Source organism: Sutterella wadsworthensis 2_1_59BFAA (assembly GCF_000297775.1).
Taxonomy (GTDB): Bacteria; Pseudomonadota; Gammaproteobacteria; order Burkholderiales; family Burkholderiaceae_F; genus Sutterella; species Sutterella wadsworthensis_A.
Genome location: NZ_JH815518.1, coordinates 94328 through 117176, shown reverse-complemented (window position 1 = coordinate 117176; position 22849 = coordinate 94328). Strand labels below are relative to the sequence as shown.

19 protein-coding genes are annotated in these 22849 nt (G+C 62.7%); 7 read left to right on the top strand and 12 right to left on the bottom strand.

All coding sequences use genetic code 11. The annotated features are described in order from the left end of the window. Window positions 1-12: 12 nt before the first annotated feature. The gene (gene miaA / locus HMPREF9465_RS08760) at window positions 13-972 is read right to left on the bottom strand and encodes a tRNA (adenosine(37)-N6)-dimethylallyltransferase MiaA (protein ID WP_005436104.1); all 960 of its coding nucleotides are present in this window, start codon (window positions 970-972) and stop codon (window positions 13-15) included. Next, on the bottom strand, window positions 972-3092 hold the full coding sequence (gene mutL, locus HMPREF9465_RS08755; protein WP_051009062.1) for a DNA mismatch repair endonuclease MutL: 2121 nt from the start codon (window positions 3090-3092) through the stop codon (window positions 972-974). The genes miaA and mutL overlap by 1 nt, the downstream gene beginning before the upstream one ends. A 150-nt stretch (window positions 3093-3242) precedes the next feature. Between mutL and HMPREF9465_RS08750 the strand changes: the two genes are divergently transcribed. Then, window positions 3243-3914, top strand: a complete 672-nt coding sequence (locus HMPREF9465_RS08750; RefSeq protein ID WP_005436101.1) for a VTT domain-containing protein — start codon at window positions 3243-3245, stop codon at window positions 3912-3914. 57 nt (window positions 3915-3971) lie between these two features. Here HMPREF9465_RS08750 and rfbC read toward each other — a convergent pair whose 3' ends face one another. The 5 genes from rfbC to tkt form a co-directional block, all read right to left on the bottom strand. Further along, window positions 3972-4514 carry a dTDP-4-dehydrorhamnose 3,5-epimerase gene (gene rfbC, locus HMPREF9465_RS08745; RefSeq protein WP_005436100.1) on the bottom strand — a complete coding sequence of 181 codons (543 nt, stop codon included), beginning with the start codon at window positions 4512-4514 and terminating at the stop codon, window positions 3972-3974. A gap of 95 nt (window positions 4515-4609) precedes the next feature. Beyond that, window positions 4610-5854, bottom strand: a complete 1245-nt coding sequence (gene pepT / locus HMPREF9465_RS08740) for a peptidase T (protein WP_005436099.1) — start codon at window positions 5852-5854, stop codon at window positions 4610-4612. Between the two features lie 125 nt (window positions 5855-5979). Next, entirely contained in the window at window positions 5980-7182 is a 1203-nt protein-coding gene (locus HMPREF9465_RS08735) for a phosphoglycerate kinase (RefSeq protein ID WP_005436098.1), read from the bottom strand. A 118-nt stretch (window positions 7183-7300) separates the two neighbouring features. Further along, window positions 7301-8317, bottom strand: a complete 1017-nt coding sequence (gene gap, locus HMPREF9465_RS08725) for a type I glyceraldehyde-3-phosphate dehydrogenase (protein WP_005436096.1) — start codon at window positions 8315-8317, stop codon at window positions 7301-7303. A gap of 23 nt (window positions 8318-8340) precedes the next feature. Next, window positions 8341-10353: a transketolase gene (gene tkt / locus HMPREF9465_RS08720; protein WP_147645302.1), complete on the bottom strand. Its 2013-nt coding sequence runs from the start codon at window positions 10351-10353 to the stop codon at window positions 8341-8343. A 300-nt stretch (window positions 10354-10653) separates the two neighbouring features. Here tkt and HMPREF9465_RS08715 point away from each other — a divergent pair, with 300 nt between their 5' ends. Together HMPREF9465_RS08715 and HMPREF9465_RS08710 are read left to right on the top strand one after the other, a co-directional pair. Beyond that, window positions 10654-11901 carry an RNA-guided endonuclease InsQ/TnpB family protein gene (locus HMPREF9465_RS08715; RefSeq protein WP_038007355.1) on the top strand — a complete coding sequence of 416 codons (1248 nt, stop codon included), beginning with the start codon at window positions 10654-10656 and terminating at the stop codon, window positions 11899-11901. A 52-nt stretch (window positions 11902-11953) separates the two neighbouring features. After that, the gene (locus tag HMPREF9465_RS08710) at window positions 11954-12706 is read left to right on the top strand and encodes a 16S rRNA (uracil(1498)-N(3))-methyltransferase (protein ID WP_005436083.1); all 753 of its coding nucleotides are present in this window, start codon (window positions 11954-11956) and stop codon (window positions 12704-12706) included. Window positions 12707-12709: 3 nt separating this feature from the next. Here HMPREF9465_RS08710 and HMPREF9465_RS12475 read toward each other — a convergent pair whose 3' ends face one another. Then, on the bottom strand, window positions 12710-13618 hold the full coding sequence (locus HMPREF9465_RS12475; RefSeq protein WP_005436076.1) for a lytic transglycosylase domain-containing protein: 909 nt from the start codon (window positions 13616-13618) through the stop codon (window positions 12710-12712). A gap of 283 nt (window positions 13619-13901) precedes the next feature. Here HMPREF9465_RS12475 and HMPREF9465_RS08700 point away from each other — a divergent pair, with 283 nt between their 5' ends. Beyond that, entirely contained in the window at window positions 13902-14186 is a 285-nt protein-coding gene (locus tag HMPREF9465_RS08700) for a KTSC domain-containing protein (protein WP_005436075.1), read from the top strand. Window positions 14187-14220: 34 nt separating this feature from the next. On the opposite strand, the gene mgtE is transcribed toward HMPREF9465_RS08700, so the two are convergent. From mgtE to mpl, 4 genes are all read right to left on the bottom strand, one after another. Beyond that, on the bottom strand, window positions 14221-15711 hold the full coding sequence (gene mgtE, locus HMPREF9465_RS08695; protein ID WP_005436074.1) for a magnesium transporter: 1491 nt from the start codon (window positions 15709-15711) through the stop codon (window positions 14221-14223). Between the two features lie 170 nt (window positions 15712-15881). Next, on the bottom strand, window positions 15882-17876 hold the full coding sequence (locus HMPREF9465_RS08690) for a ribonuclease catalytic domain-containing protein (protein ID WP_005436073.1): 1995 nt from the start codon (window positions 17874-17876) through the stop codon (window positions 15882-15884). 94 nt (window positions 17877-17970) lie between these two features. Beyond that, on the bottom strand, window positions 17971-18549 hold the full coding sequence (locus tag HMPREF9465_RS08685; RefSeq protein WP_005436072.1) for a YqiA/YcfP family alpha/beta fold hydrolase: 579 nt from the start codon (window positions 18547-18549) through the stop codon (window positions 17971-17973). 14 nt (window positions 18550-18563) lie between these two features. Further along, entirely contained in the window at window positions 18564-19928 is a 1365-nt protein-coding gene (gene mpl / locus HMPREF9465_RS08680) for a UDP-N-acetylmuramate:L-alanyl-gamma-D-glutamyl-meso-diaminopimelate ligase (RefSeq protein WP_005436070.1), read from the bottom strand. A gap of 137 nt (window positions 19929-20065) precedes the next feature. On the opposite strand from mpl, the gene HMPREF9465_RS12470 reads away from it, so the two are divergent. The 3 genes from HMPREF9465_RS12470 (at window position 20066) to accC (ending at window position 22792) form a co-directional block, all read left to right on the top strand. Beyond that, window positions 20066-20650 (top strand): hypothetical protein, encoded by a 585-nt coding sequence (locus HMPREF9465_RS12470; RefSeq protein ID WP_005436068.1) that lies wholly within the window; start codon window positions 20066-20068, stop codon window positions 20648-20650. Window positions 20651-20962: 312 nt separating this feature from the next. Further along, complete coding sequence (gene accB, locus HMPREF9465_RS08670; protein WP_005436066.1) at window positions 20963-21418, top strand: acetyl-CoA carboxylase biotin carboxyl carrier protein; 456 nt, start codon at window positions 20963-20965, stop codon at window positions 21416-21418. A gap of 15 nt (window positions 21419-21433) precedes the next feature. Beyond that, window positions 21434-22792 carry an acetyl-CoA carboxylase biotin carboxylase subunit gene (gene accC, locus HMPREF9465_RS08665; protein ID WP_005436065.1) on the top strand — a complete coding sequence of 453 codons (1359 nt, stop codon included), beginning with the start codon at window positions 21434-21436 and terminating at the stop codon, window positions 22790-22792. Window positions 22793-22849: the final 57 nt, after the last annotated feature.

The window sequence follows — 22849 nt, the reverse complement described above, 5'->3', positions numbered from 1 at the left end:
CCTACAACTTCATCAGTTCAATGATCGGATCAAGCCTTCCACCTTGTCCAGCACTTCGGTAGCCAATGGATCCACCAGCAAGGCATCCTGCATGCTGCGCATCCAGGTCATCTGTCTCTTGGCCAACTGTCGGGTGGCCGCAACGCCTGCCAGATAAAAGGCCGCCATGTCGGTGCGCCCCTCGATGAAATCAATTGCCTGTCGATAGCCTACGGCCCGCATGGCCGGGCTGTCAGGATCGTAGTCTGGACGCATCATCAGAGACCTAACCTCATCCAGAAAGCCATCGGCAAGCATCTGTTCAAACCTTGCCTCGATTCGGGCATGCAGCCACTTTCTGTCCGAGGGCAGCAGCCCCATCGTCAACGTCTCCACCGCAGGTCTGCGAACACTCTCTGCATGGAAGGCCGAGATCGGCCTGCCCGTCATTTTCCAGACCTCCAGAGCGCGCCCGATGCGCTGGCTGTCGTTGGGCGCCAGTCTGGCGGCCGTCACGGGATCGATCCTCCCGAGTTCTGCATGCATGGCTGGCCAGCCGCGCTCAGCCGCCTCAGTCGCCACCGCCTCGCGAACCTCAGGCGTGCTTGACGGCATGTCGTTGATGCCGTCCCTGAGAGCCTTGGCGTAGAGCATCGTGCCGCCCACGATGAGCGGAAGCCGCCCTCTCGAGCGGATCTCACCCACGAGTCTCACGGCATCCTCCAGAAAATCGGCGGCGCTGTAGGCCTCACCAATGTCACGGATGTCGATCAGATGGTGCGGGCATACCGCCCTTTCCTCCTTCGTCGGCTTTGCCGTGCCGATGTCCATGCCCCTGTAGACAAGCGCAGAATCCATGGAGATGATCTCAACGTCATGACGTCGGGCGATCTCCAGAGAAAGAGCGGACTTGCCGCCCGCCGTAGGCCCAAGAATCATCAGCGCCTGCGGCTTTTGCCCGCATTCATGCAGGACCTTTTCAATCGCGTCCATCACTTGCCCCTCATGAAGAGCTTGTCCAAGTCTGTAAGCGTCATCTGCCGCCATGTCGGACGGCCGTGGTTGCACTGGTCGGCCCGCTCGGTCTCCTCCATGTCCCTCAGAAGCCTGTCCATTTCGGGCAGGGTGAGACGGCGGTGCGCGCGCACGGAGCCATGACAGGCGACCGTGGCGAGAAGCCTGTTTCTGAGCTCCTCGATGACAGACGTCTCACCGAAGTTCTGAAGATCCTCTAGAAGACACTTCACCATGGTCTCCACCGTCTGGGACGGCATGTCCTTGCAGAGCATCGGGAGCGCACGCACGGCGACGGCGCAGTCTCCGGCCCCCGTGAGCTCAAGGCCGAGCGTGGAAAGAAGCTCGCGGTTTTCCTCAAAGACGGAAAAGAGAAGCGGGTTCACGCGGAAGACCTGCGGGATCAGAACCTGCTGTACGGCGATGCCGCGGGCGTCCATCTCGCGCTTGAGACGCTCGTAGGTGATTCGCTCAGCCGCCGCGTGCATGTCAACCACCACGAGCCCGCGCTCATTCTCCGCCAGAATGTAGATGCCGCCGATCTGGGCAATGGCGCGGCCGAGCGTCCCCGGAGGAAGCGTCGCGGGCTTGCAAGCTTCAGATGCGGGAGTGGCCGCAACACATGCCGAGGTCTTGTCGGAAGCGGACGGAACCGCCTCGGCAATCTCCTCGAAGCTCATGCCCTCGGCCGTTTCGGGCGGGGGCACGTCAATCGGCCCGAGAGACGTTGCCTCATTCGTCTCCTTCAGGAAGGATCCTCCCTGAAGGTCGAGACGTCCGGATTCGGGTTCGGCAGGCGGCACTTTCTCGCTCTTGAGCCAATTGCCGTCTTTCCGTCCCGAGAAGCGTCCCTCAGGAACTCTGCCCTGCGCAGCCGCTCTGGCAGTATCGACGTCCGCGCCGAAAAGGCGCATAGCCGTGCTGACGTCAGGACAGGATTCGGGCTTGAACACGGGACGCAAAGGTGCGGTGAATGCGGGAGTGCTACCGAGCGAGCCTGATGAAAAAACGGACGGTGCAGACGACTGCACGGGACGTGCGGCCTCCTGCCGTTTCTGAGCAGGCAGGGCTGCCTCGGTCTCCTCACCATTCAGAAGCGAGGCGGTGGGCGGCGCGAGAGCCGCCTTCACGGCATGCATGACGAACTGGTGTACCCTGCTCGACTCCCTGAACCTGACCTCAAGCTTGGCGGGATGTACGTTTACGTCGACCGCAGTCGGATCCAGCGTCAGATAGAGACAGAAGACGGGCTGGCTCTGGCCGTGCAGCACGTCCTGATAGGCGGCCTTGACGGCATGCATGAGCGTCTTGTCGCGCACATAGCGGCCATTGACGAAAAAGTACTGCCCGTCCGCACGACTGCGGGCGATGGCCGGAATGCCGGCGAGTCCTCGAATCGTCATGCCGTCCTCCTCGGCCGCCACCTCGCGGTGCTGTCCCTTGAAGGCTCTGGGCATCAGCGCCTCAATGCGGTCAACAACGTTCGTGGCGGCAGGAAGCTTCAGAACATTGCGACCGTTTGCCGAAAGCGTGAAGCCGATGTCGGGGTTGGCGAGCGCCAGGCGCTCGAGATATTCGGTCACATGAGCCGTTTCCGTCGCGTCGGACTTCATGAACTTGCGGCGAGCCGGCGTCTTGTAGAAAAGGTCGAGCACCTCCACGCGCGTGCCGACGACGCCTGCGGCGGGATGCACCTCTCCGTCGGAGATCTCCCATGCGCTGTCGGCCTCAGGCGTGCGGCTACGGATGCTCATCTCGGCAACGGCATCAATCGACGCCAGGGCCTCGCCGCGAAAGCCGAGGCTTCCGACGCGCTCGAGCTCAAGAAGGTCGCGGATCTTGCTGGTGGCGTGCCGTCTGAGGGCTAGCGCCAGCTCGTCCTTCGGAATGCCTGAGCCGTTGTCGGTTACGACGATGCGCTTGAGGCCACCGCCATCGAGCTTGACGTCGATCTCACCGGCGCCAGCGTCGATTGCATTCTCCACCAGCTCCTTCACAACGGAGGCAGGACGCTCGATCACTTCGCCTGCCGCAATCTGGCTGATGAGCTGGCTCGGTAGTTCAGCAATGCTTCGTTTGGGCGCAAGCGTGCGCGGCATCAGGTTTTGCATAAGCCTCGGGCAATTTCAATTCGTTAAGATATGCCCCGTCAGCCGGGGACTGCATTCAGTATGATATGTGCAATCTCCGCTCCTTGCACATGGCCGGCCCTCCCTCGGGGGCAGGAAACAATCACCTGGGATTCTCAGATGGACATCCTCGATCTCGTAGTCAACCTCTTTACCAATACGGACGCCTTTCTCGTTTCCCTCGCCACGGACTACGGCACCCTCATCTACGCCGCCATGTTCCTCATCTTCTTCCTGGAGACTGGCTTCGTGATCATGTCATTCCTGCCGGGAGACTCTCTTCTCTTCGTTGCAGGCACTGTCGCCGCCTCCGGTACGGCCAGTCCCTGGCTCATCATGCTCGCCGTCATCGTCGGCGCCATCGCAGGCAACACGCTCGGCTACGAGCAGGGCCGCTGGCTCGGCAACCGCATCTACAGCGGCAACATCTCCTGGATCAACGAAAAGAAGCTCCGCCACGCTCACGACTTCTACATGCGCCACGGCGGCAAGACCATCCTGCTCGCCCGCTTCGTGCCGATCGTCCGCGCCTTCGCGCCGCTCATTGCAGGCGCAGCCCGCATGAACGGCATCCGCTTCGAGCTCTTCAGCGGCGCAGGTGCCATTCTCTGGGCTGTCTCGATCGTCGGCGCAGGCTACCTCTTCGGCAACATCCCGTTCATCAAGAACAACCTCTCTCTCATCCTTCTTCTCGGCATCATCGCCGCCATCTCAGGCCCCGTCCTCGTGGGCATGGTCTGGAAGTTCATCCAGAAGCGAAAGGGACTTGACGCGGAAGACCCGCAAAAATAAGTCGACTTGTGAGAAAAGCCTGCCGGATCGGCAGGCTTTTCTGCATTCAGACCTTTCTCACGGCAAAAGGAAGGGGGCTGCGGCGTCCTTCTCGGAGAGGATGGGATTTTCGCACCGCCAGTCGATGTTCAGCGTCGGATCATTCCATCGACACGAGGCCTCCGACCCCGGCACCCATGGCTTGTCGACCTTGTAGAGCACGATCGTATCGTCCTCCGTCGTCACGTAGCCGTGCGCATAGCCGGCTGGCACATAGAGAGACTCCCCCTCGCCAGCCTTTAGCTCGACGGAAATCCACCTGCCGAACAGCGAGCTCTCGGGCCTCACGTCTGCCACAACGTCAAGGAGCGCTCCTCTGACGCACTGCACGGCCTTGGCCTGCGCATGCGGCTCACGCTGCCAGTGCATGCCGCGCAGCGTCCCTCTGCGGGCGTTGCAGACGAGATTGTCCTGCATGAAGGCAATGTCCACGCCCGCCGCGCGCCAGTCAGCCGCCTGCCAACTCTGCGTGAAGCTGCCGCGCGCATCCGCGTGAACGATGCTCTTCAAAAGCAGGACGCCCGGCAGACCGAGTGCCGTCACATGAAGCTGTGTCGTCATGATTTCCCTTTCCGTTTCCGTCCTGCCGCCCTCACGAAAACGGGCGTCCACTCACAGCGTGAGGACGCCCGTTCAGGTTCAGAGCAAGCCTGACCTTAGTGCTTCGTGCCTGCAATCAGGTCGATCAGGGTGAGCGTCACTTCCGTGCTCTTCACGGCCGCACCAAGCGGCAGGAATTCGCAGTTGCTGTGAAAGTTGTGGCCGCCCGTGAAGTAGTTGGGCGTGATGACGCCCTGCGTCGAGATGAAGGAACCGTCCGTGCCGCCGCGCATGGCAATCGTGTTGGCCTTGACGCCGGCGATCTCGAGCGCGCGATAGAGATGGTCGACGGCGCAGCGGTTGTCGTCCGTGAGCGCGTCGGCGATGTTGCCGTACATGTCCTTCACTTCAAGTTCGATCCTGGCGCGCGGATTGCGGACCTTCAGGTATTCGACAGCGGAGGCGATGAGCTCCTTCTTGGCCTCGTACTTCTCGCGATTGTGGTCGCGGATCTTGATCGAAACCGTGGCCTGCGAGGGGTTCGAGACGATGCTGTTGACCCAGACGAAGCCTTCGGTGCCCTCGGTGCATTCAGGCGTCGAACCACGGTCCATCATCTGCACGAAGTCCGTGGCGATGAGAGTCGGGTTGACGAGAACGCCCTTGGAGGACATCGGATGGGCCGTGACGCCCTTGATGCGGATCGTGGCGCTGCCTGCATTGAAGGTTTCGTAGACCACTTCGCCGAGCTCGCAGCAGTCGACCGTGTAGGCGAAGTCGACGGGGAACTTCGAGAAGTCGATCTTCTTGGCGCCGAGAAGGCCGATCTCCTCGTCGGGGACGAAGGCGACGTAGATGTCGCCGTGCGGGCGGTTTTCCTTCACGACGATGTCGAAGGCCGTCATGACGTTGGCGATGGCCGACTTGTTGTCCGCACCGAGCACCGAGGTGCCGTCGGTGACGACGATGTCGTCGCCCACGTACTTCTCGATTTCAGGATGCTCGGACGTGCGCATCCACAGGTCCTTTTCCTTGTTCAGGCAGATGTCGCCGCCCTGATAGCCGCGGATCACCTGAGGATGGACGTCGGGGCTGAGGCCGGCATCCACAGTGTCGAGATGGCAGCACCAGCCGACCGTCGGAACGGCCTTGTTGTCGGGAAGATTGCCCGGAAGCAGTGCCGTCAGCACGCTGTATTCGGAAATCTCAATGTTGACGAAGCCGAGTTCGGCAAGTTCTTCGGCGAGCATGCCGGCGAGCTTGCGCTGGCCTTCGGTGCTCGGGACGACGCCTGCCTTCCCGTCGCTTTGGCTCGTGACGGCCACATAGCGCAGGAATCGTTCAAGAATGGCTTCCTTCATGATGTTTTCTCTCCTCAAAGGGGTTTCTCTGCATGCGGTTGGCGTCCCGCCTCAGGCGGGGCGCCTTGTTGTCCGGACGGAGGCCATGGGTCCTGCCGCCGTCCGGATGCGGATCAGCGATCCTGTTACTGAGCGGCGCGCTCTTCAAGCACGGCCACGGCCGGGAGCTTCTTGCCTTCCAGGAACTCAAGGAAGGCGCCGCCGCCCGTGGAGATGTAGGAGACACGGTCGGCAATGCCGAACTGGTGCACGGCGGAAACCGTGTCGCCGCCGCCGGCGATCGAGAAGGCGCCCTTGTCGGTCGCCTCGGCGATGGCGTCGGCCATCACGCGGGTGCCTTCGGCGTAGGGAGCCATTTCAAAGACGCCGACCGGGCCGTTCCAGACGATCGTGCCGGCGCTCTTGAGAATGTTGGCAAGGATCGCGGCGGTCTTGGGACCGACGTCAAGGATCATTTCATCCTCGGCAACGTCGTCCACATCGGCAACGCGATGCTCGGCGTCGGCCGAGAAGGCCTTGGCGACCACGACGTCGACGGGCATCGGCAGGCTGGCGCCCTTGGCGGCGAGCACGGCGAGCACCTTGCGGCATTCATCGACGAGCTCGGGCTCGGCGAGGGACTTGCCGATCGGCTTGCCCGCAGCGAGAAGGAACGTGTTGAGAATGCCGCCGCCGACGATCAGGCGGTCGACCTTTTCGGCGAGGTTGGAGAGGATCGTGAGCTTCGTGGAGACCTTGGAGCCGCCGACAATGGCGGCGAGCGGGTGACGGGCCTCCTCGACGGACTTCGTGAGGGCGTCGATTTCAGCAGCCATCAGGGGGCCGGCGCAGGCGACGTCAGCGTAGCGGGCGACGCCGACCGTGGAAGCCTGGGCGCGGTGGGCCGTGCCGAAGGCGTCGTTGACATAGACGTCGCAGAGGGCGGCGTACTTCTTCGAGAGTTCGTCGTTGCACTTCTTTTCGCCAACGTTGCAGCGGCAGTTTTCGAGCATCACGACATGGCCAGGCCCGACCTTGACGCCATCAACCCAGTCGGCGACGAGCGGCATGTCGCAACCCAGAAGCTCGCCCATGCGGCGGGCAACGCCCGCGAGGCTGTCGGCCGGCGTCACGGTGCCTTCCGTCGGACGGCCGAGGTGGCTCATCACCATCACGGCGGCACCGGCGTCAAGCGCGGTGCGGATGGCGGGAACGCTGGCCACAAGACGGGTTTCGTTGGTAATGCGGCCGTTTTCATCGTGCGGCGCGTTGAGGTCGCTGCGGATCAGGACGCGCTTGCCGGCGAGAAGACCGTCCTTGGCAAGCTTTTCAAGAGTCAGAACGTGCATGACTTGTTCTCCGAAAGGGAGTGCGGCGCATTGCGCCGCTCAGGAAACATAAAGTGCGAAAGCCACGCCGAGGATGCGGATCCGGGGCATGGCTTTCATGATCATCGGAACTTGCCGTTTACTTGGCGGCCATCATCGCGCAGGCCGTGTCAAGCATGCGGTTGGAGAAGCCCCATTCGTTGTCGTACCAGGCAGTGACCTTCACAAGACGATTGCCGGAGACCTTCGTCAGCGTGGAGTCGAAGATCGAGCTGTGGTCATCGCCGTTGAAGTCGGTGGAGACGAGAAGCTCGTCGTTGTAGCCGAGGATGCCGGCGAGGTCTTCGGACTCGGAGGCGGCCTTCACGAGGGCGTTGATTTCCTCGACGCTCGTGTCGCGCTTGGCGATGAAGGTGAGGTCGACGAAGCTGACGTTGATCGTCGGGACGCGGACGGCGAAGCCGTCGAGCAGGCCGTTGAGCTCAGGAAGCACGAGGCCCACGGCCTTGGCTGCGCCGGTCTTCGTCGGGATCATGGAAAGCGTGGCAGCGCGAGCGCGGCGCATGTCCTTGTGATAGACGTCGGTGAGGACCTGGTCGTTCGTGTAGGAGTGGACCGTGGTCATCAGGCCACGTTCGATACCTACCGTGCGGTGCAGGGCCTTGGCGAGCGGAGCGAGGCAGTTCGTCGTGCAGGAGGCGTTGGAGACGACGAGGTCGGAGGCCTTGAGGACCTCCTGATTGACGCCGTAGACAACCGTAGCGTCAGCCGTCTTGCCGGGAGCGGAGAGCAGGACCTTCTTGGCGCCCTGCTCGATGTGCACCATGCTCTTTTCCTTCGAATTGAAGGCGCCCGTGCACTCCATCACGACGTCGACGTTGAGTTCTCCCCAGGGGATCTCCTTCGGGTCGCGCGTGGCGAAGACGCGGATGCGGTCGCCGTTGACGATCAGCGTGTCCGTGCCTTCGACCTGCACGTCAGCGTTGAAGCGGCCGTGGCAGGAGTCGTGCTTGAGAAGATGGGCGTGGATGGCGAGGTCGCCGGGGGCATTGATCGCGACGATTTCGACGTCATGCTTCTTGCCGCCCTCGTAGTGAGCGCGGAGAACGTTGCGGCCGATGCGGCCGAAACCGGTGATGGCAACACGAATGGTCATGTCTAATCCTTCTGTCTTTGTTGTTACTTGAGAAGCTGCTCAACCTTGGCAACCACGTTTTCAACCGTAAAGCCGAAACGTTCCCAGAGGACGCAGGCCGGCGCGCTTTCGCCGAAGGTATCGACGCCGATCACGGCGCCCTTGCCGGAGAAGTACTTGTACCAGAGGTCGGACTTGGAAGCCTCGATGGCAAGCACGGGCACGCCTTCGGGCAGCACGGCGCGGCGGTATTCCTCGTCCTGTTCGTCGAAGAGGTTCGCACAGGGCATGGAAACGACGCGGACCTGAACGTTGCGGGCCGTCAGCTCGGCGCGGGCCTTCATGGCGAGACCAACTTCGGAACCCGTGGCGAGAAGCACGACTTCGGCTTCACCGGCGCCGGCAGGCGCTTCGGCGGCAACATAAGCGCCGCGGGCGATCGCGTCGGCATCCACTTCGTCACGATCGAGGAACGGAACGTTCTGGCGCGTGAACACGAGGCAGGACGGGCCGTTGCGGCGCTCGATGGCGCTCGCCCAGGCGATGATCGTCTCGACCGTGTCGGCGGGACGCCAGACATGCATGCCGGGGATGAGGCGCAGACTGGGCACGTGCTCGACGGACTGATGCGTCGGGCCGTCTTCACCAAGGCCGATCGAGTCATGCGTGAAGACGTTGATGACGCGCTGCTTCATGAGGGAGGACATGCGCAGGGCGTTGCGGGAATAGTCGGAGAACGTCAGGAACGTGGCGGCGTACGGAATGAAACCGCCGTAGAGCGCAATGCCGTTCATGATGGCGGACATGCCGAACTCACGGACGCCGTAGCTGATGTGGCGGGCAAGGAAGTCGCCGCTGTTAAGCGACTTGACGCCGGTCCAGTTCGTGAGGTTCGAGCCCGTCAGGTCGGCGGAACCGCCGAGCAGTTCGGGAAGCGCGGGCGCAAGAGCGTTGAGGGCCTTCTGGCTGGCCTTGCGGGTGGCGACGGTCTCGGCAGCCTCTTCGGCGGCGCAGAGGGCGTCCATCACGGTGTCGGACCAGTTTTCGGGCAGGTCGCCGGCGAGGCGGCGCTTGAGTTCTGCGGCGAGCTCGGGATACTGGGCGGCATAGCCGTCGAACATCGTCTGCCATTCGGCTTCGATGCGGGCGCCTTCGGCACGGTGATCCCAGGCGTCATAGACCTCCTGCGGAACCTCGAACGGAGCGTAGGGCCAACCGATCGCGGCGCGGGTGGCGGCGATTTCCTCATCGCCGAGCGCTTCACCGTGGACCTTGGCGGTACCCTGACGGTTGGGCGAGCCCTTGCCGATGGTGGTGCGGGCGATGATGAGGGTGGGCTTATCCTCGGAGAGCTTGGCCTCGGCGATGGCGGCGTCCATGGCGTCGATGTCATGGCCGTCGACCGGGCCGATCACGTTCCAGCCGTAGGCTTCGAAGCGGCCGCGCGTGTCGTCGCCGAACCAGCCCTTGACGTCACCGTCGATCGAAATGCCGTTGTCGTCGTAGATGGCGATGAGCTTGTTGAGCTTCCAGACGCCGGCGAGCGAGCAGACTTCGTGGCTGATGCCCTCCATCATGCAGCCGTCGCCTAGGAAGACGTAGGTGCGGTTGTCAAAGACAGGGAAACCCTCGCGGTTGAATTCGTTCGCAAGCATCTTTTCGGCAAGCGCCATGCCGACGCCGTTGGCGATGCCCTGACCGAGCGGGCCAGTCGTCGTTTCAACGCCGGGCGTGACATCCACTTCGGGATGGCCGGGCGTCTTGCTGTGCAGCTGACGGAAAGCCTTCAGATCGTCGATCGAAAGGTCGTAGCCGGTGAGGTGCAGCAGAGCGTACTGCAGCATCGAGCCATGGCCGTTCGAAAGGATGAAGCGGTCGCGGCCGGTCCACTTCGGATTCGTCGGATTGAAACGAAGGTGACGCGACCAGAGGGCCGTCGCGATATCGGCCATGCCCATGGGCATGCCCGGGTGACCGGACTTGGCTTTCTGGACGGCGTCCATGCTGAGGGCACGGATCGCGTTGGCCATCATCTGAGCAGAGGCTTGAGAGGTCATAGTATTTCTGTGAGCGGATTGAAGAAAACCGGAGGGAAGAAACCCCGAAAAGGCAAGGCGGCGACCTTCCCTAAGGTTTGTACGCCGCTGTCTGACTTAATCTATTATTTTAGCAACAAAAGGAGGGGGCCAACCGAGTGTGAAACCACGGAGCTCCTCTCCGCACATGGATTCGGAATGCGGAAACCCGCATGTCCGCAGACTTCCCATCCTGTTTTACCCAATTGCGGCTTATATCTCCGTCCTTCAGGGCGGAGATATAAGCCGCGTGTTTTTGATGAACGCTAGTATCATATAGGCATGAGTATTCGCCAAGGCTTTTCGTTCAAACTGAAACCCAACGGAGCTCAGGACAAAAAGATGTCCCGCTTCGCCGGCTGCACGCGCTGGGTGTACAACCAAGGGCTTGCATGGAATGAAGAGCGTCGTACAGCGGATCCTGCCTTTCATCTCAGCTATGCGAAGCTCTGCACCGAACTGCTGGTTTGGAAGGAGCAGAATCCCTGGTTGAGGGAAACGCACTCTCAGGTTCTCCAACAGTCGCTGAAGGATCTGATGGACGGCTTCCAGAAGTTCTTCAAAGGTCTGACGGCTTTCCCGAAGAAGCACAAGAAGTTCGTGACCACGGACTCCTTCCGCTTCCCCCAGGGCTTCAAGATTGATGAAGGACGTCGGCAGATTTATCTGCCGAGCATCGGCTGGGTCAAATACAAGCGAAGCCGCTTCATTCAAGGCAAGGCCAAGAACGTAACGGTTTCCCGACAAACCGACGGATGGTATGTTTCCATCCAGACCGAGTACGAAATGGAACCTCCCAAGCATGCCGGCGACAGTATCGGCATTGACATGGGATGCGTCCGTTTCTGCACGCTTTCCGACGGCACGTTCTTCGAACCGTGCGGCGCACTCAAGAAGGCGCTTAAGAAGCTCGCCAGGATGCAGCGCAGGCTCGCAAGAATGCAGAAGTTCGAGAAGAATTGGCGCAAACAGAAGGCAGCGATTGCAAGGCTACATCAGCATATCGCCAATGTCCGTCGTGATTTCATCGAAAAGGTCTCGCTGAATATCTGCAAGAACCACGCAGAGATTTTCAGAGAGGACTTGAAGATCAAGAACATGACGGCATCCGCGAAGGGAACTGTTGAGGAGCACGGCACTCGCGTTGCACAAAAGAGTGGTCTCAACCGTTCCATTCTCGATCAGGGTTGGAGGATATTTTTCTCCAAGCTTGATTGGAAGGCGTTGAGACTTGGCGGACACGTACATACGGTGCCGCCGCAGAATACAAGTCGCACCTGCCCGATATGCGGCTGTGTTTCCAAAGACAATCGCAAGACGCAGGCGTTGTTCAAATGCGTTTCCTGCGGACATCAGGGAAACGCGGACGTCGTGGCTGCGATCAACATCAAAGAGCGCGGACGAAGCTCGTTAGCCTGTGGGGAGTCTGAGAGGAATGCTCAGGCTCAAGTGAATTTGGGTCGGTCTAAAAAGCCGGCGCCGAATCAGCAGCAGGAATCCACCGAAGTAATCAGCAGCGCAAGTTGCTAACGCAGTAGAGAATCTCCGTCGTTCACGGCGGAGAGAACGTCAAGGAGAACTCATGGCCGCACCACGCTTTTACGTTGAAGTCGAGACCGAAGCGCTCGACAAGGCTCTCGCCGAGCAGGCGGAAGTCGTCCTGCCGCCCAAGGCCGCCCACCACGCGGGACGCGCTCTTCGTCTGCGAACAGGCGAGGAGACGGTCGTCTTCAACGGAACGGGACGCCAGTGGCGGGGCCGCATCAGATTCGATCAGGACGGCGCCTACGTTGCGCTCGACGCGGTCGAGACGCCCGAGGTCGAGCCCCCCGTGCGCATGACGCTCGTGCAGGCGCTCGTATCACCTGAAAAGCTTGACTGGATCGTGGAAAAGGCCGTAGAGACGGGCGTCTCCGAAATCGTGCTGACGCCCGCCGCGCGCAGCGTGACGAAGCTCGCGGGAGAACGTCTCGAAAAGCGCCTTCAGAAGCTTCGCGACATCGCCGTATCGGCCGCCGAACAGTGCGGACGCAACGTCGTGCCCGAAATCCGCGGCGCATCCTCCTTCAAGGAGGCGATGCTCGGCACGCAGGCGGACCGCAGGCTCGTTCTGGCTCCCGGGGCCGCGCACGGCACGAGGCTGACGGGCGAGGAGAAGTCGGTGGCATTCGCCGTGGGCCCCGAAGGCGGATTCTCGCCTGAGGAGATCGATCTGGCCGAAGAGGCCGGCTGGCTCGCCGTCCTGCTCGGCCCGCGCGTACTGAGAACCGAAACTGCGGGCATCGCCGCAGCCGTCTGGCTCAACACCCTGACGGGCGACTACGGAGAGCGGTAGGCGTCAGGACGCCTGAGCCTTGCCGCGCAGGTCTGCATTGCGGGCGCGGGGAGCGCCCTCGGTCCGTTCGGAGAGTTTGGTCCAGTGCGCAAAGCCCAGCTTGGCGGCATTGCCAGCCCCGCCTTCCGACGCCGACTTGCCAGCGCGGTGAAGCTTTACCGCCGCATCGGTCCTGCCTTCGGCCGCAACGGTAAGAAGGCCGTGCTCGCGCATCACGCGAGCTCCGTACCCTCGATCGTCCTCGAGATTGGCCGCGCCGCTGTACCACTTGAGGGCGCGCCTGACGCTGCCCGTCCGGCGGATCAGATAGGAAAGAATGTCCGTGCCGACCACCATGTTCGCATAGGGATCGAAGGCGGCCTCGGGGCCTCCGAAGGCATCGAATTTCGCCTCATGCACGCTCGTCATGACCTGCATCAGGCCCTCTGCGCCCGCATTCGACCTAGCCGTCGGCTTGAAGCTCGACTCCGTTCCGATGACGGCGAGAATGAGCAGGGGATCAAGATCCCTGGCCTCGCCGATCTCCACGGCCCAGTCCGTGATCTGGCGGGCATCCCGCATCGAGACACGGAAGGTTCTGCTGATGTATTCCGCCACTAGATGGCGGGGGCTGCCTTCATGAATGACGTTGTCCTCGACCGTCAGCTCCTCCGAGGAGGCCGTCGCCTCCTCCCTCGCCGCAGCAGGCGCATCGAGCAGCGACAGGGACGGTGTGACGCCGGAGAGCACGCCCTCGCGCTGCCTGAGATCCGCACGAGCGTTCAGGTCCTCCTGCGCATACGAAAGCGCGGGCGCAGTGCTTGCATAGTCGGAATCCGACCAGAACGCGGCTCCGCCGAGCGTCAGGGCGAGCACGCTCACCGAAACAAGATGCGAGATCCGGAATTGTCGAGGTTGTTTTCTGAAGGTCATGAAGTCTGTCTTGTGAGCCGCGCGTCCATGCCGGAGGGGTGGCAGGCGGCGGGGAGAGCGGATGCTTCTCCAACTCCCGCAGGAGCCTCAAATCCTTTGTAGTGTTCGATCAGGGGGCGATGCTAGCAAAAAAGTTGCCGCCCTTTCAAGTTTTGAAACGCCCGAAAGCATGGTCTGCCTCAAGCTTCGGGCACTTTATACGAGGTATTTACCCTCTCCGGGCATCCGATCCTGCGGGGATACAATGATCTGACCCATCGTTCACGGATTCATCGGACACACCATGAAGCGCAGACTCATTCACCGCGGCGGCATTCTGTCCGCCGGCTACGACGCCAGAGCGCGTCATCTCGACGTCGAGTTCGACACGCACAGGCTCGTGCGCGTCGAGAACATCGGTCCTGAAGCCGCGGACCGCTTTCTCAACTCGGGCTCGCCCGGCAGCTACTGGCGCGACGTCATCGAGGAGGGCTACACCATCCGCGAGATCTCCAAAGCGGAGGGAGACGCTCCCGCCGCAGGGAAAAAGGGCATGGATGACCTGAAGCGCCTTTTCGGCGATCTTTGAAGAGACGGCGCTCGACCGCGCCCGTCCCCCGCTCTTACGACGCGAAGAAGAAGGTGGCAAGCCCCAGGAAGATGAGGAAGCCGCCCGAGTCGGTCGTGAAGGTGAGAAGCACCGATCCGCCCATGGCCGGATCACGGCCGAAGTAGCGGAGGATGAGCGGCACGGCCAGACCGACCACGGCACCCTGAATGATGTTGAGCAGCATGGCGAGGAACATCACGAGGCCCAGCATCCTGCCCTCGGGTGCATCCCAGTAGAGTCCCCAGGCGCACAGGCCTGCGATCGCCCCCCAGAGGATGCCGTTGATGATGGAAACCAGGACCTCCTTCTTGATGAGGTCCGCCTTGTTTGCCTCGGTCACCTGCCCCATGGCGAGGGAGCGCACCAGCAGCGTGAGCGTCTGGTTGCCCGAGTTTCCCGCCATGCCCGCCACAATGGGCATCAGGGCGGCGAGCGCGACCACGCGCTCGATCGTGCCGTCGAAGGCCGAAATCACGCGAGACGCGAAGAATGCGGTGCACAGGTTGACGCCCAGCCAGAGCCAACGGCTTCTGGCGGCCTCCCACACGCTGGCGAAGATGTCCTGCTCATCGTCAAGACCGACGGCCGCGAAGGCGTCCTCCTCGCTTTCCTCTCGGATCACGTCCACGATCTCGTTGACCGTCAGACGGCCCACCAGACGTCCCGCCTCGTCGACCACGGGAGCGCTCACGAGGTCGTAGCGCTCGAAGGCCTGCGCGGCGTCGCTCGAGTCCTCAAGAGGATTGAGCGTCAGCATGTCGGTGTGCATCAGGTCCTTGACGGGGACCGCGGGATCCGTCGTGAGGATCTGCGAAAGGGACAGCGTGCCCTTGAGATGCCCCAGACGATCGACCACGAAGACCTGGTCGGTGTGGTCGGGCAGCGTCTCGAAGCGGCGAAGGTAACGGAGCACGAGCTCGATCGTCGTCTCCTCCCGGATCGAAACGATCTCAAAGTCCATGCGCGCGCCGACGCTCTCCTCCGGATACGACATGGCCGCTCGAAGCTGGGCGCGTTCCTCGTGGGAGAGACCTTCCTGAACCTGCGCCATCACGTCGGGCGGCAGGTCGTCCACAAGGTCGGCGATCTCGTCAGTGTCGAGAGTCTCGACGGCATCGACGAGCTCGTCGCGATCCATGGCGTCGATCAGGGTTTCACGGACGCCGTCGTTGACCTCGACGAGAATGTCACCGTCGGACTCGCTCTTGACGAGGTTCCAGACGGCCAGACGTTCGTCGAGAGGCAGGGCCTCAAGAATCCAGGCCACGTCGGCCGGATGGAGGGGTTCGAGAAGTTGCCTGAGCTCGGCTGCAGCCTCGTCGCTGATGGGCAGCGCCTCGTCATCCTCGTCCCCCTTGCGCTCCACGCCGCCGTGGTGCTCGTCCTGATCCTTCTCAAGGATCTGCTGCACCCACTCGAGGGCGCGGGAGGCCTCCTCCGAGTCGCGGACAAGGTGGCCCTGGCCGTCATGCAGCTCGTCGTAATCCTTCAGACTGTGAGGCATCACCTTCTCCGAAACACTTGAAGAGCCCCTGAAGGGAGGGACTCGGAACCCGTCATGACTTTTCGCAGGTGGGAGCCTACCACGAGTATGAAGCCTTCGGGTAGGGGCTCCCTGAAATTTATTGGCGCAGGCGGAGCGGAAATCACCGCCCTGTCACCTGCGTCCGGGACTCAGGAAGCGGATGACTCGGACACGGTGTCCCCGCCCTGAGCTTCCTCTCCCCCTTCGACTGCGGCCTGCTCTTCAAGAGCCGCCTCCTCGTCCTCATCCTCGTCCGAGGTGTCGGCGGTTTCGTCAAGAACACGCAGAAGCCTGGAATCCATGACGAGGTCCACGAGGTCGCACCCCATGATCTGCAACAGGACCTTGCGGCCGCGAGGCAGATCCTCGGGAAGACCGGGCACGCGCTGCATGAAGGGAAGCCCGTCGATGCGGACCAGATCGCCCTTGACGACGATGGCCTCGATCTGGCCGACGCTCTCCTGCATGATCCAGCGCAGGGACCAGTAGCGCTCCATGCGGGTCTGGAAGTCGCCGTAGAGCGTGTAGATGTTTTCAAACTGGCTCACGATCGTGAAGAGCTCGACGTCGTTGCCCTGATAGGCGGGCGGCTCGCCAAGCACGGCCGTGATCATCTGGCGCTGGTTGACGAGGTCGACGTAGCGGCGCAGCGGCGAGGTGCTCCACGCATAGCGCACCACGCCCAGACCGTCGTGCGGCCCCGGGGTCGTGCTCATGCGCACGCGGCCCATGCGCTGCGAACGATAGATGCCGGGCGTCCCGTGTTCCTCCATCCAGAGGCCCCAGGTGCTGTTGGCGAAAATCATGAGCTCAGCGACAAGCAGGTCGAGCGGCGCGCCGCGACGGCGGCCCTTGACGCGGATGAGCGCATCCTCGCCCTCGCCTTCAAGCGCGAAGAACCAGTCGACACGGCCCACGGGTTCGGGACGGCCCCTGACCTCCTCGCGGTCCTTCTGAAGCTTTTTGGCAAAGCGCCAGAGCCAGCAGATCTCGTCCGCGAACTCAACGTCGAGCGTGCCCGACTGAATCGCCTCCTCGGTCACGAGCGAGTCGATCTTGTCGTAGCGCAGATTGCGCGTGACGCTCACGCGCTCAAGCCTCGTCTCGGTCTTCTCAACGGAGAAGGTCTCGTCGTCCACCGTCACGTAGAGCGAGAGGCAGGGCACCGCACGGCCCTCGTCAAGCGAAAAGGCCTTGATCCACGGATCGGGAAGCATCGTCGTCTTGAGCCCCGGCGCATAGACCGTGCTCATGCGGGCGCGGGCCACCTTGTCGAGCGGATCGTCGCGCAGAATGCCGAGCGCAGGCGCGGCGATGTGAATGCCCACTCGCGTGCGACCGCCCTCGAGATGCACGACGCTCGCCGCGTCATCAACCTCGGTCGTGTCGGAGTCGTCGATGGAAAAGGCCCTGACGTCCGCAAGCGGATACTGCGACCAGTCCGCCTCGGGCGGCAGAGGCAGGTCGGAGGGGAAGCCGCGGCCCTGCGGGAAGTTCATGGCGTAGAAGCTGTCGACGTGCCAGCGCCATGGCGAGGCGATGCCGCCGAGCGAGAGCATCAGGCGCAGCGGCGTCTGGCGCGTTTCGGCGGAGGCGTCGTTCAGGGCCTTCCACTCGATACCGTTCTTGTCCGGCCGAATGAGAAGCGTCATGGCGTTGCGGCGGATGACGTCAGGAAGCGTTCCCTCCACCATCTCGGCCGTCCAAGCCTTGCGCTGCTCCTCCAGACGGCGCTTCTTCTCAAGTGCCTCGAGCGCCTTCTGAAGGATGTCCTCGGGGGCGCGGCGGTAGCCGCCGCGGCCCTTTCGGTAGAAGTAGACGGGATTGCCGTGGAGCGCCCAGAGAAGGGCGGCCTTTTCAACAGGGCCGGCCGAGCCGCCCCAGTAGTCGGCTGCAAGGTCCGCGTACGTGAACTCACCCTCGGGCGCAACCTCCCACAGGAAGGCGGGATCGAGCTCGGGCACCATGGCCTGAGCACGGGTCACGAGGTCTGCGGGAGCAGGCTGCTCGAACTCGAAGAACGAGTGCGAGGCCTTGATCTTCGTCCGGCGTCCCGTCGGGAGCTGCACCTGATAGGCGTTGCCTGCCTGGCTGAGCACGGTGCCCGCCTTGAAGGAGCCGTCTTCTTCAAAAAAGAGATTCATGAATCTGTCGCTTTACATCCGCTCTGGGCGAATGAGTAATGGTCGAGGGGAAAACGCCCCCTATTGTGCCAAAACAAGGCGCGGTGCGCCCGCCTCAGCCTTCATTGAGAATGAAGTCCATGATGCGGGGCATGACCGCCCCGATGTTCGAGATGCGGTGGTCCCCGCCGGGAATAATCACCTGCCTGCAGGCGGCATAGGCCCTCGCCCCCGCCTGCCAGTCAAGCGTCTCGTCCGCCGTTCCCAGCACGACGAGCGTGCGTCCGGGATCGACCGCCAGAGGCGACACCTCCTCGGCGAGCGCCATGAGTTCGTCGGCGGCCGAGGCCTTCACCTCGATCCTCCTGTCCGTGCCGTAGATCGTCTGCACGCCCACGTGCCTGCCCACGAACACCCAGGGATTGAAGCAGGGATTGAGCAGCACGCAGCGAAGGCCGTGCCTGACGGCAGCTCGCGCGGCCCAGAATCCGCCGAGGCTCGAACCCACGACCGTCAGACCGTCGGCCTCCGCCTGCCCGACCAGTCCGCTGATGATCCTGTCGGCCTCAAGAGGCGGGACGTTCAGATCGGGAGCGAACACGCGCACGCCATCGGGGGCCGCCGCCCTGAGCACCCTCACTTTGTTCGACTCGGGAGAGGACAGAAAGCCGTGCAGATAGAGAATGGAAGTCATCGCCCGTGCACCCTTCACTGCGCTTCGCGCCTGCAGGCGAGTCCCGCAAGGAGCTTGCCGTGAATGCCGCCGAACGCGCCGTTGCTCATGCAGAGGACCGTGTCTCCCGGACGGGCCTCCTTGAGAACGGCCTCGACGAGCACGTCAAGGTCATGCGTGCAGAAGGCGCGCTCGCCCATGACGTCGAGCACTTCCGCGGGCTCCCACGCCACGCCCTTTCCTGCGAAGCAGAACACCTCGTCCGCCTCGTGCAGAGAACCCGCAAGCCTGTCCTTCATCGTGCCGAGCTTCATGGTGTTGCTTCGCGGCTCGAGCACGGCGAGAAGCCTCCCCGACGTCATGCGGCTCCTGACGGCATGAATCGTCTCGGCGATGGCGGTCGGATGGTGCGCAAAGTCGTCGATCACGGTCACGCCGTCCTCAACGCCCCTGACCTCCATCCTGCGCTTGACACCCGCAAAGGCCGCGAGCGCCTCGAGCGACTTTTCGGGAGGGACGGCGACGCTGCGCGCCGCAGCAACGGCGGCCAGTGCATTGAGCTCGTTGTAGCGGCCGGGCATGCCGAGCTGCAGACGGCCGAAGCTCCTGCCTTCAAACGCCGCCTCGCCGTCATCGGAAAGCGACCAGCCGTCCTGAGGAGAGTCAAAGCGCTCTAGAGCGCTCCAGCAGCCCTTCGCAAGCACGCGGTCAAGCGCCTCGCAGCGGCCGTTCGCCACGACGAGACCTTCCGAGGGCATGATGCGCACGAGATGATGGAACTGCTTCTCGATGGCGGCCAGATTTTCAAAAATGTCCGCGTGGTCGTATTCAAGATTGTTGAGGATCGCCGTTCTGGGACGATAGTGCACGAACTTGCTCCGCTTGTCGAAGAAGGCCGTGTCGTATTCGTCGGCCTCGATGACGAAGGGCGACATCGGGGCGACTCGGCCGAGCGACGCGGAGCGCGGGCTCCACTGCGGCACGCCGCCGATCAGGAAGCCGGGCTCGAGTCCCGCCTCCTTAAGGATCCAGGCAAGCATCGACGTGGTGGTCGTCTTGCCGTGCGTGCCCGCGACCGCAAGCACGTGGCGGCCCGCAAGCACATGCTCGCAGAGCCAGGCGGGACCGGACGTATAGGAAAGCCCCCTGTTGAGAATCGCCTCGAGAAGCGGATTGCCGCGGGAGATGGCGTTGCCGATCACGAAGACGTCGGGCCGGACGGCATCAAGCTGCGAGACGTCATAGCCCTCCATGATCTCGATCCCCGCATTGCGGAGCGCGTCGCTCATGGGTGGGTAGACGTGTGCGTCGCACCCGGTCACCTTGTGGCCGGCCTCGCACGCGAGCTGGGCGACGCCGCCCATGAACGTGCCGCAGATGCCGAGAATATGAATGTGCATGTACTTGTTCCTCAAACCAGGATGGAGGCGGAAGGTGCTTCATTCTACCGCGCGGAGGATCCCCGCCCTGAAAGCCGCCGCACTATCATTGGCTCATCGTCCATGACGCCTCACGCACCTTCATTCCGGAGACATCCGTGCAACCCAATGACCTCCCGCGCTCCAAAGAATCCTCAGCCGCCGCTCAGGCGGCCGTCCTGATCGCATCCCACCGCATGAGCAGGGATCGGGCCGTCGAGACCGTCGTTCGCTCGACGGGAGTTCGGCCGACCGATGCCGCCGTGGCGTCCGAGCTCAGGCGCTGGTTCGCCTGCTTCGATCCCGAGGGGCACAAGGCGCTTCTGGACAAGAAGCGCCTTGCGGCGCTCTCCGTCCTGTCGTCCCTTTCCGACTGGTCTCCCCTGCTGACGGGATCCGTTCTTGCAGGAGACGCCGTCGAGGACGATCCTGTGCGCATCCTCATCCGCTCCGACGACGAAAAGGCCGTGGAGCTCGCGCTTCTCGCCATGGATGTTGAATACGAACCCGTGGAGTCCTCCGAACGGGGACGCTCCTTCAGAACCGTGCTTCAGACTGAATGCAGGGGAGAGGACGTCCTCATCACCGTGACGAACTCCCACAGGGCGGCGAAGCCCGTCCCGCCTGACGAATGGCAGCTTCCCGAAGAAGCCCTTTGCGGACTCTCCGAAAAGGGCCTTCGCAGGCTCCTCGGCGTGGATTAGCCTTTTTTCGGCATGTGCATGAACTCGTGCGCTCGGTATCATTGACGCTGCCGGCCGCTCAAGACGCATACATTTGAAGACAATATTTTCCCCCGCCTCTCCGGACAGCAGTGTTCCGGTCTTTACTTTTTGAGCTAAAGTAGCGACAATTGCGAACAAGTTGGCGCTTTTTCGGAGAAGTAGTACGATGCGCGCCTCTTAAGCACAAGCCCACAACCATCAACTCCATACAAAACGGAGGCTGCGGCAGGACGCCCGTCCCCATTCGGCGTCCGTCCCGGATCTCCTTCAAATAACAAGGCCTAAACCATCATGGATCTGCGCAAACTCAAGACACTGATCGACCTCGTGAGCGAAAGCGGCGTTGCCGAACTCGAAATCACCGAAGGCGAAGACCGGGTCCGAATCGTCAACCGCAACGGCGCAGCCCCCGTTCAAGTCCATCAGCCCGTCACCGTCGCCCAGCCGATGCCCGTGCCCGTTCCCGCCCCGGAAGTCGCCCCCGCGCCCGCTCCCACCGCGCCGCAGCAGACCGGCACGCCGCTCACCAGCCCGATGGTCGGCACCTTCTACCGCGCTCCCTCGCCCGGAGCCGATCCCTTCGTCAAGGTCGGCGACACGGTCAAGAAGGGCCAGGTTGTCTGCATCATTGAAGCCATGAAGCTTCTCAACGAAGTCGAGGCCGACATGGACGGCACGGTCAAGGAAGTCTGCGTTGAAAACGGCCAGCCCGTCGAGTTCGGCCAGTCGCTCTTCATCATCGAATAATCCGCACGCGTCGCTATGTTTGGAAAAATTCTGATCGCCAACCGCGGCGAAATCGCCCTGCGCATCCAGCGCGCCTGCCGCGAGATGGGCATCAAGACAGTCGCCGTGCACTCGACCGCCGACGCGGACGCCAAGTACGTCCGCCTTGCCGACGAAAGCGTCTGCATCGGCCCCGCCCAGTCGAACCTCTCCTACCTGAACATCCCGGCCATCATTTCCGCCGCAGAGGTCACGGACGCCGAGGCCATCCATCCAGGCTACGGCTTCCTTTCCGAAAACGCCGACTTCGCAGAACGAGTCGAGCGCTCCGGCTTCACCTTCATCGGCCCGCGCGCCGAAAGCATCCGCCTCATGGGCGACAAGGTGAGCGCCAAGCAGGCCATGCGTGAAGCGGGCGTCCCCTGCGTTCCCGGCTCCGACGGTGCGCTCCCCGACGATCCTCAGGAAATCCTCCGCATCGCCCGCCAGATCGGCTATCCGGTCATCATCAAGGCGGCGGGCGGCGGCGGTGGCCGCGGCATGCGCGTCGTGCGCACGGAGGCCGCGCTGATCACCTCGGTCAACATGACCCGCGAAGAAGCCCGCGTCGCCTTCGGGAACCCTACCGTCTACATGGAGAAGTTCCTCGAGAACCCGCGCCACATCGAAATTCAGGTTCTCTCCGACAACTTCCAGAACGCCGTCTATCTCGGCGAGCGCGACTGCTCCATGCAGCGCCGCAACCAGAAGGTGCTTGAAGAGGCTCCCGCCTTCGGCATTCCCCGCAAGCTCATCGACCGCCTCGGCAACCGTTGCGTGGAGGCCTGCCGCCGCATCGGCTACCGCGGTGCCGGCACGTTCGAGTTCCTCTATGAAAACGGCGAGTTCTACTTCATCGAGATGAACACGCGCGTTCAGGTCGAACACCCCGTCACCGAAATGATCACGGGCGTCGACATCGTGCGCGAACAGATCCGCATCGCCGCAGGCGAGCGTCTCTCGGTCCGCCAGCGCGACATCACGATGCGCGGCCACGCCATCGAGTGCCGCATCAACGCCGAGGACCCGTTCACCTTCGTGCCGAGTCCCGGCCGCGTCACCGCCTGGCACCTGCCCGGCGGCCCCGGCATCCGCATCGACACGCACGTCTTCTCCGGCTACACGGTTCCGCCCTACTACGACAGCATGATCGGCAAGATCATCGCCCACGGCGATACCCGCGAGCAGGCGATCGCGCGCATGCGCGTCGCGCTCTCCGAACTTGCCGTCGAGGGCATCAAGACCAACACAAAGCTTCATCGCGAACTCCTCGCCGACGAACGCTTCTTTCAGGGCGGCACGAGCATCCACTATCTCGAAGAGAAGCTCCGGTCCCGCGCGGAAGCCCACAAGTAACCTAGTTTTTTCAGCTGCGGGAGTTGACCTGACTCCCGCATTCTTTTTATCCGTTGA

Bases quoted from the DNA above. Each gene is read 5' to 3' on its own strand.
- HMPREF9465_RS08750 (WP_005436101.1), top strand. From the start codon at position 3,243: ATGGACATCCTCGATCTCGTAGTCAACCTCTTTACCAATACGGACGCC.
- HMPREF9465_RS08685 (WP_005436072.1), bottom strand. From the start codon at position 18,549: ATGACTTCCATTCTCTATCTGCACGGCTTTCTGTCCTCTCCCGAGTCG.
- mutL (WP_051009062.1), bottom strand. From the start codon at position 3,092: ATGCCGCGCACGCTTGCGCCCAAACGAAGCATTGCTGAACTACCGAGC.
- HMPREF9465_RS12475 (WP_005436076.1), bottom strand. From the start codon at position 13,618: ATGACCTTCAGAAAACAACCTCGACAATTCCGGATCTCGCATCTTGTT.
- mpl (WP_005436070.1), bottom strand. From the start codon at position 19,928: ATGCACATTCATATTCTCGGCATCTGCGGCACGTTCATGGGCGGCGTC.
- pepT (WP_005436099.1), bottom strand. From the start codon at position 5,854: ATGAAGGAAGCCATTCTTGAACGATTCCTGCGCTATGTGGCCGTCACG.
- HMPREF9465_RS08735 (WP_005436098.1), bottom strand. From the start codon at position 7,182: ATGCACGTTCTGACTCTTGAAAAGCTTGCCAAGGACGGTCTTCTCGCC.
- tkt (WP_147645302.1), bottom strand. From the start codon at position 10,353: ATGACCTCTCAAGCCTCTGCTCAGATGATGGCCAACGCGATCCGTGCC.
- HMPREF9465_RS08690 (WP_005436073.1), bottom strand. From the start codon at position 17,876: ATGAATCTCTTTTTTGAAGAAGACGGCTCCTTCAAGGCGGGCACCGTG.
- rfbC (WP_005436100.1), bottom strand. From the start codon at position 4,514: ATGACGACACAGCTTCATGTGACGGCACTCGGTCTGCCGGGCGTCCTG.
- gap (WP_005436096.1), bottom strand. From the start codon at position 8,317: ATGACCATTCGTGTTGCCATCACCGGTTTCGGCCGCATCGGCCGCAAC.
- HMPREF9465_RS08715 (WP_038007355.1), top strand. From the start codon at position 10,654: ATGAGTATTCGCCAAGGCTTTTCGTTCAAACTGAAACCCAACGGAGCT.
- HMPREF9465_RS08710 (WP_005436083.1), top strand. From the start codon at position 11,954: ATGGCCGCACCACGCTTTTACGTTGAAGTCGAGACCGAAGCGCTCGAC.
- mgtE (WP_005436074.1), bottom strand. From the start codon at position 15,711: ATGCCTCACAGTCTGAAGGATTACGACGAGCTGCATGACGGCCAGGGC.
- accC (WP_005436065.1), top strand. From the start codon at position 21,434: ATGTTTGGAAAAATTCTGATCGCCAACCGCGGCGAAATCGCCCTGCGC.
- HMPREF9465_RS08700 (WP_005436075.1), top strand. From the start codon at position 13,902: ATGAAGCGCAGACTCATTCACCGCGGCGGCATTCTGTCCGCCGGCTAC.
- accB (WP_005436066.1), top strand. From the start codon at position 20,963: ATGGATCTGCGCAAACTCAAGACACTGATCGACCTCGTGAGCGAAAGC.
- miaA (WP_005436104.1), bottom strand. From the start codon at position 972: ATGGACGCGATTGAAAAGGTCCTGCATGAATGCGGGCAAAAGCCGCAG.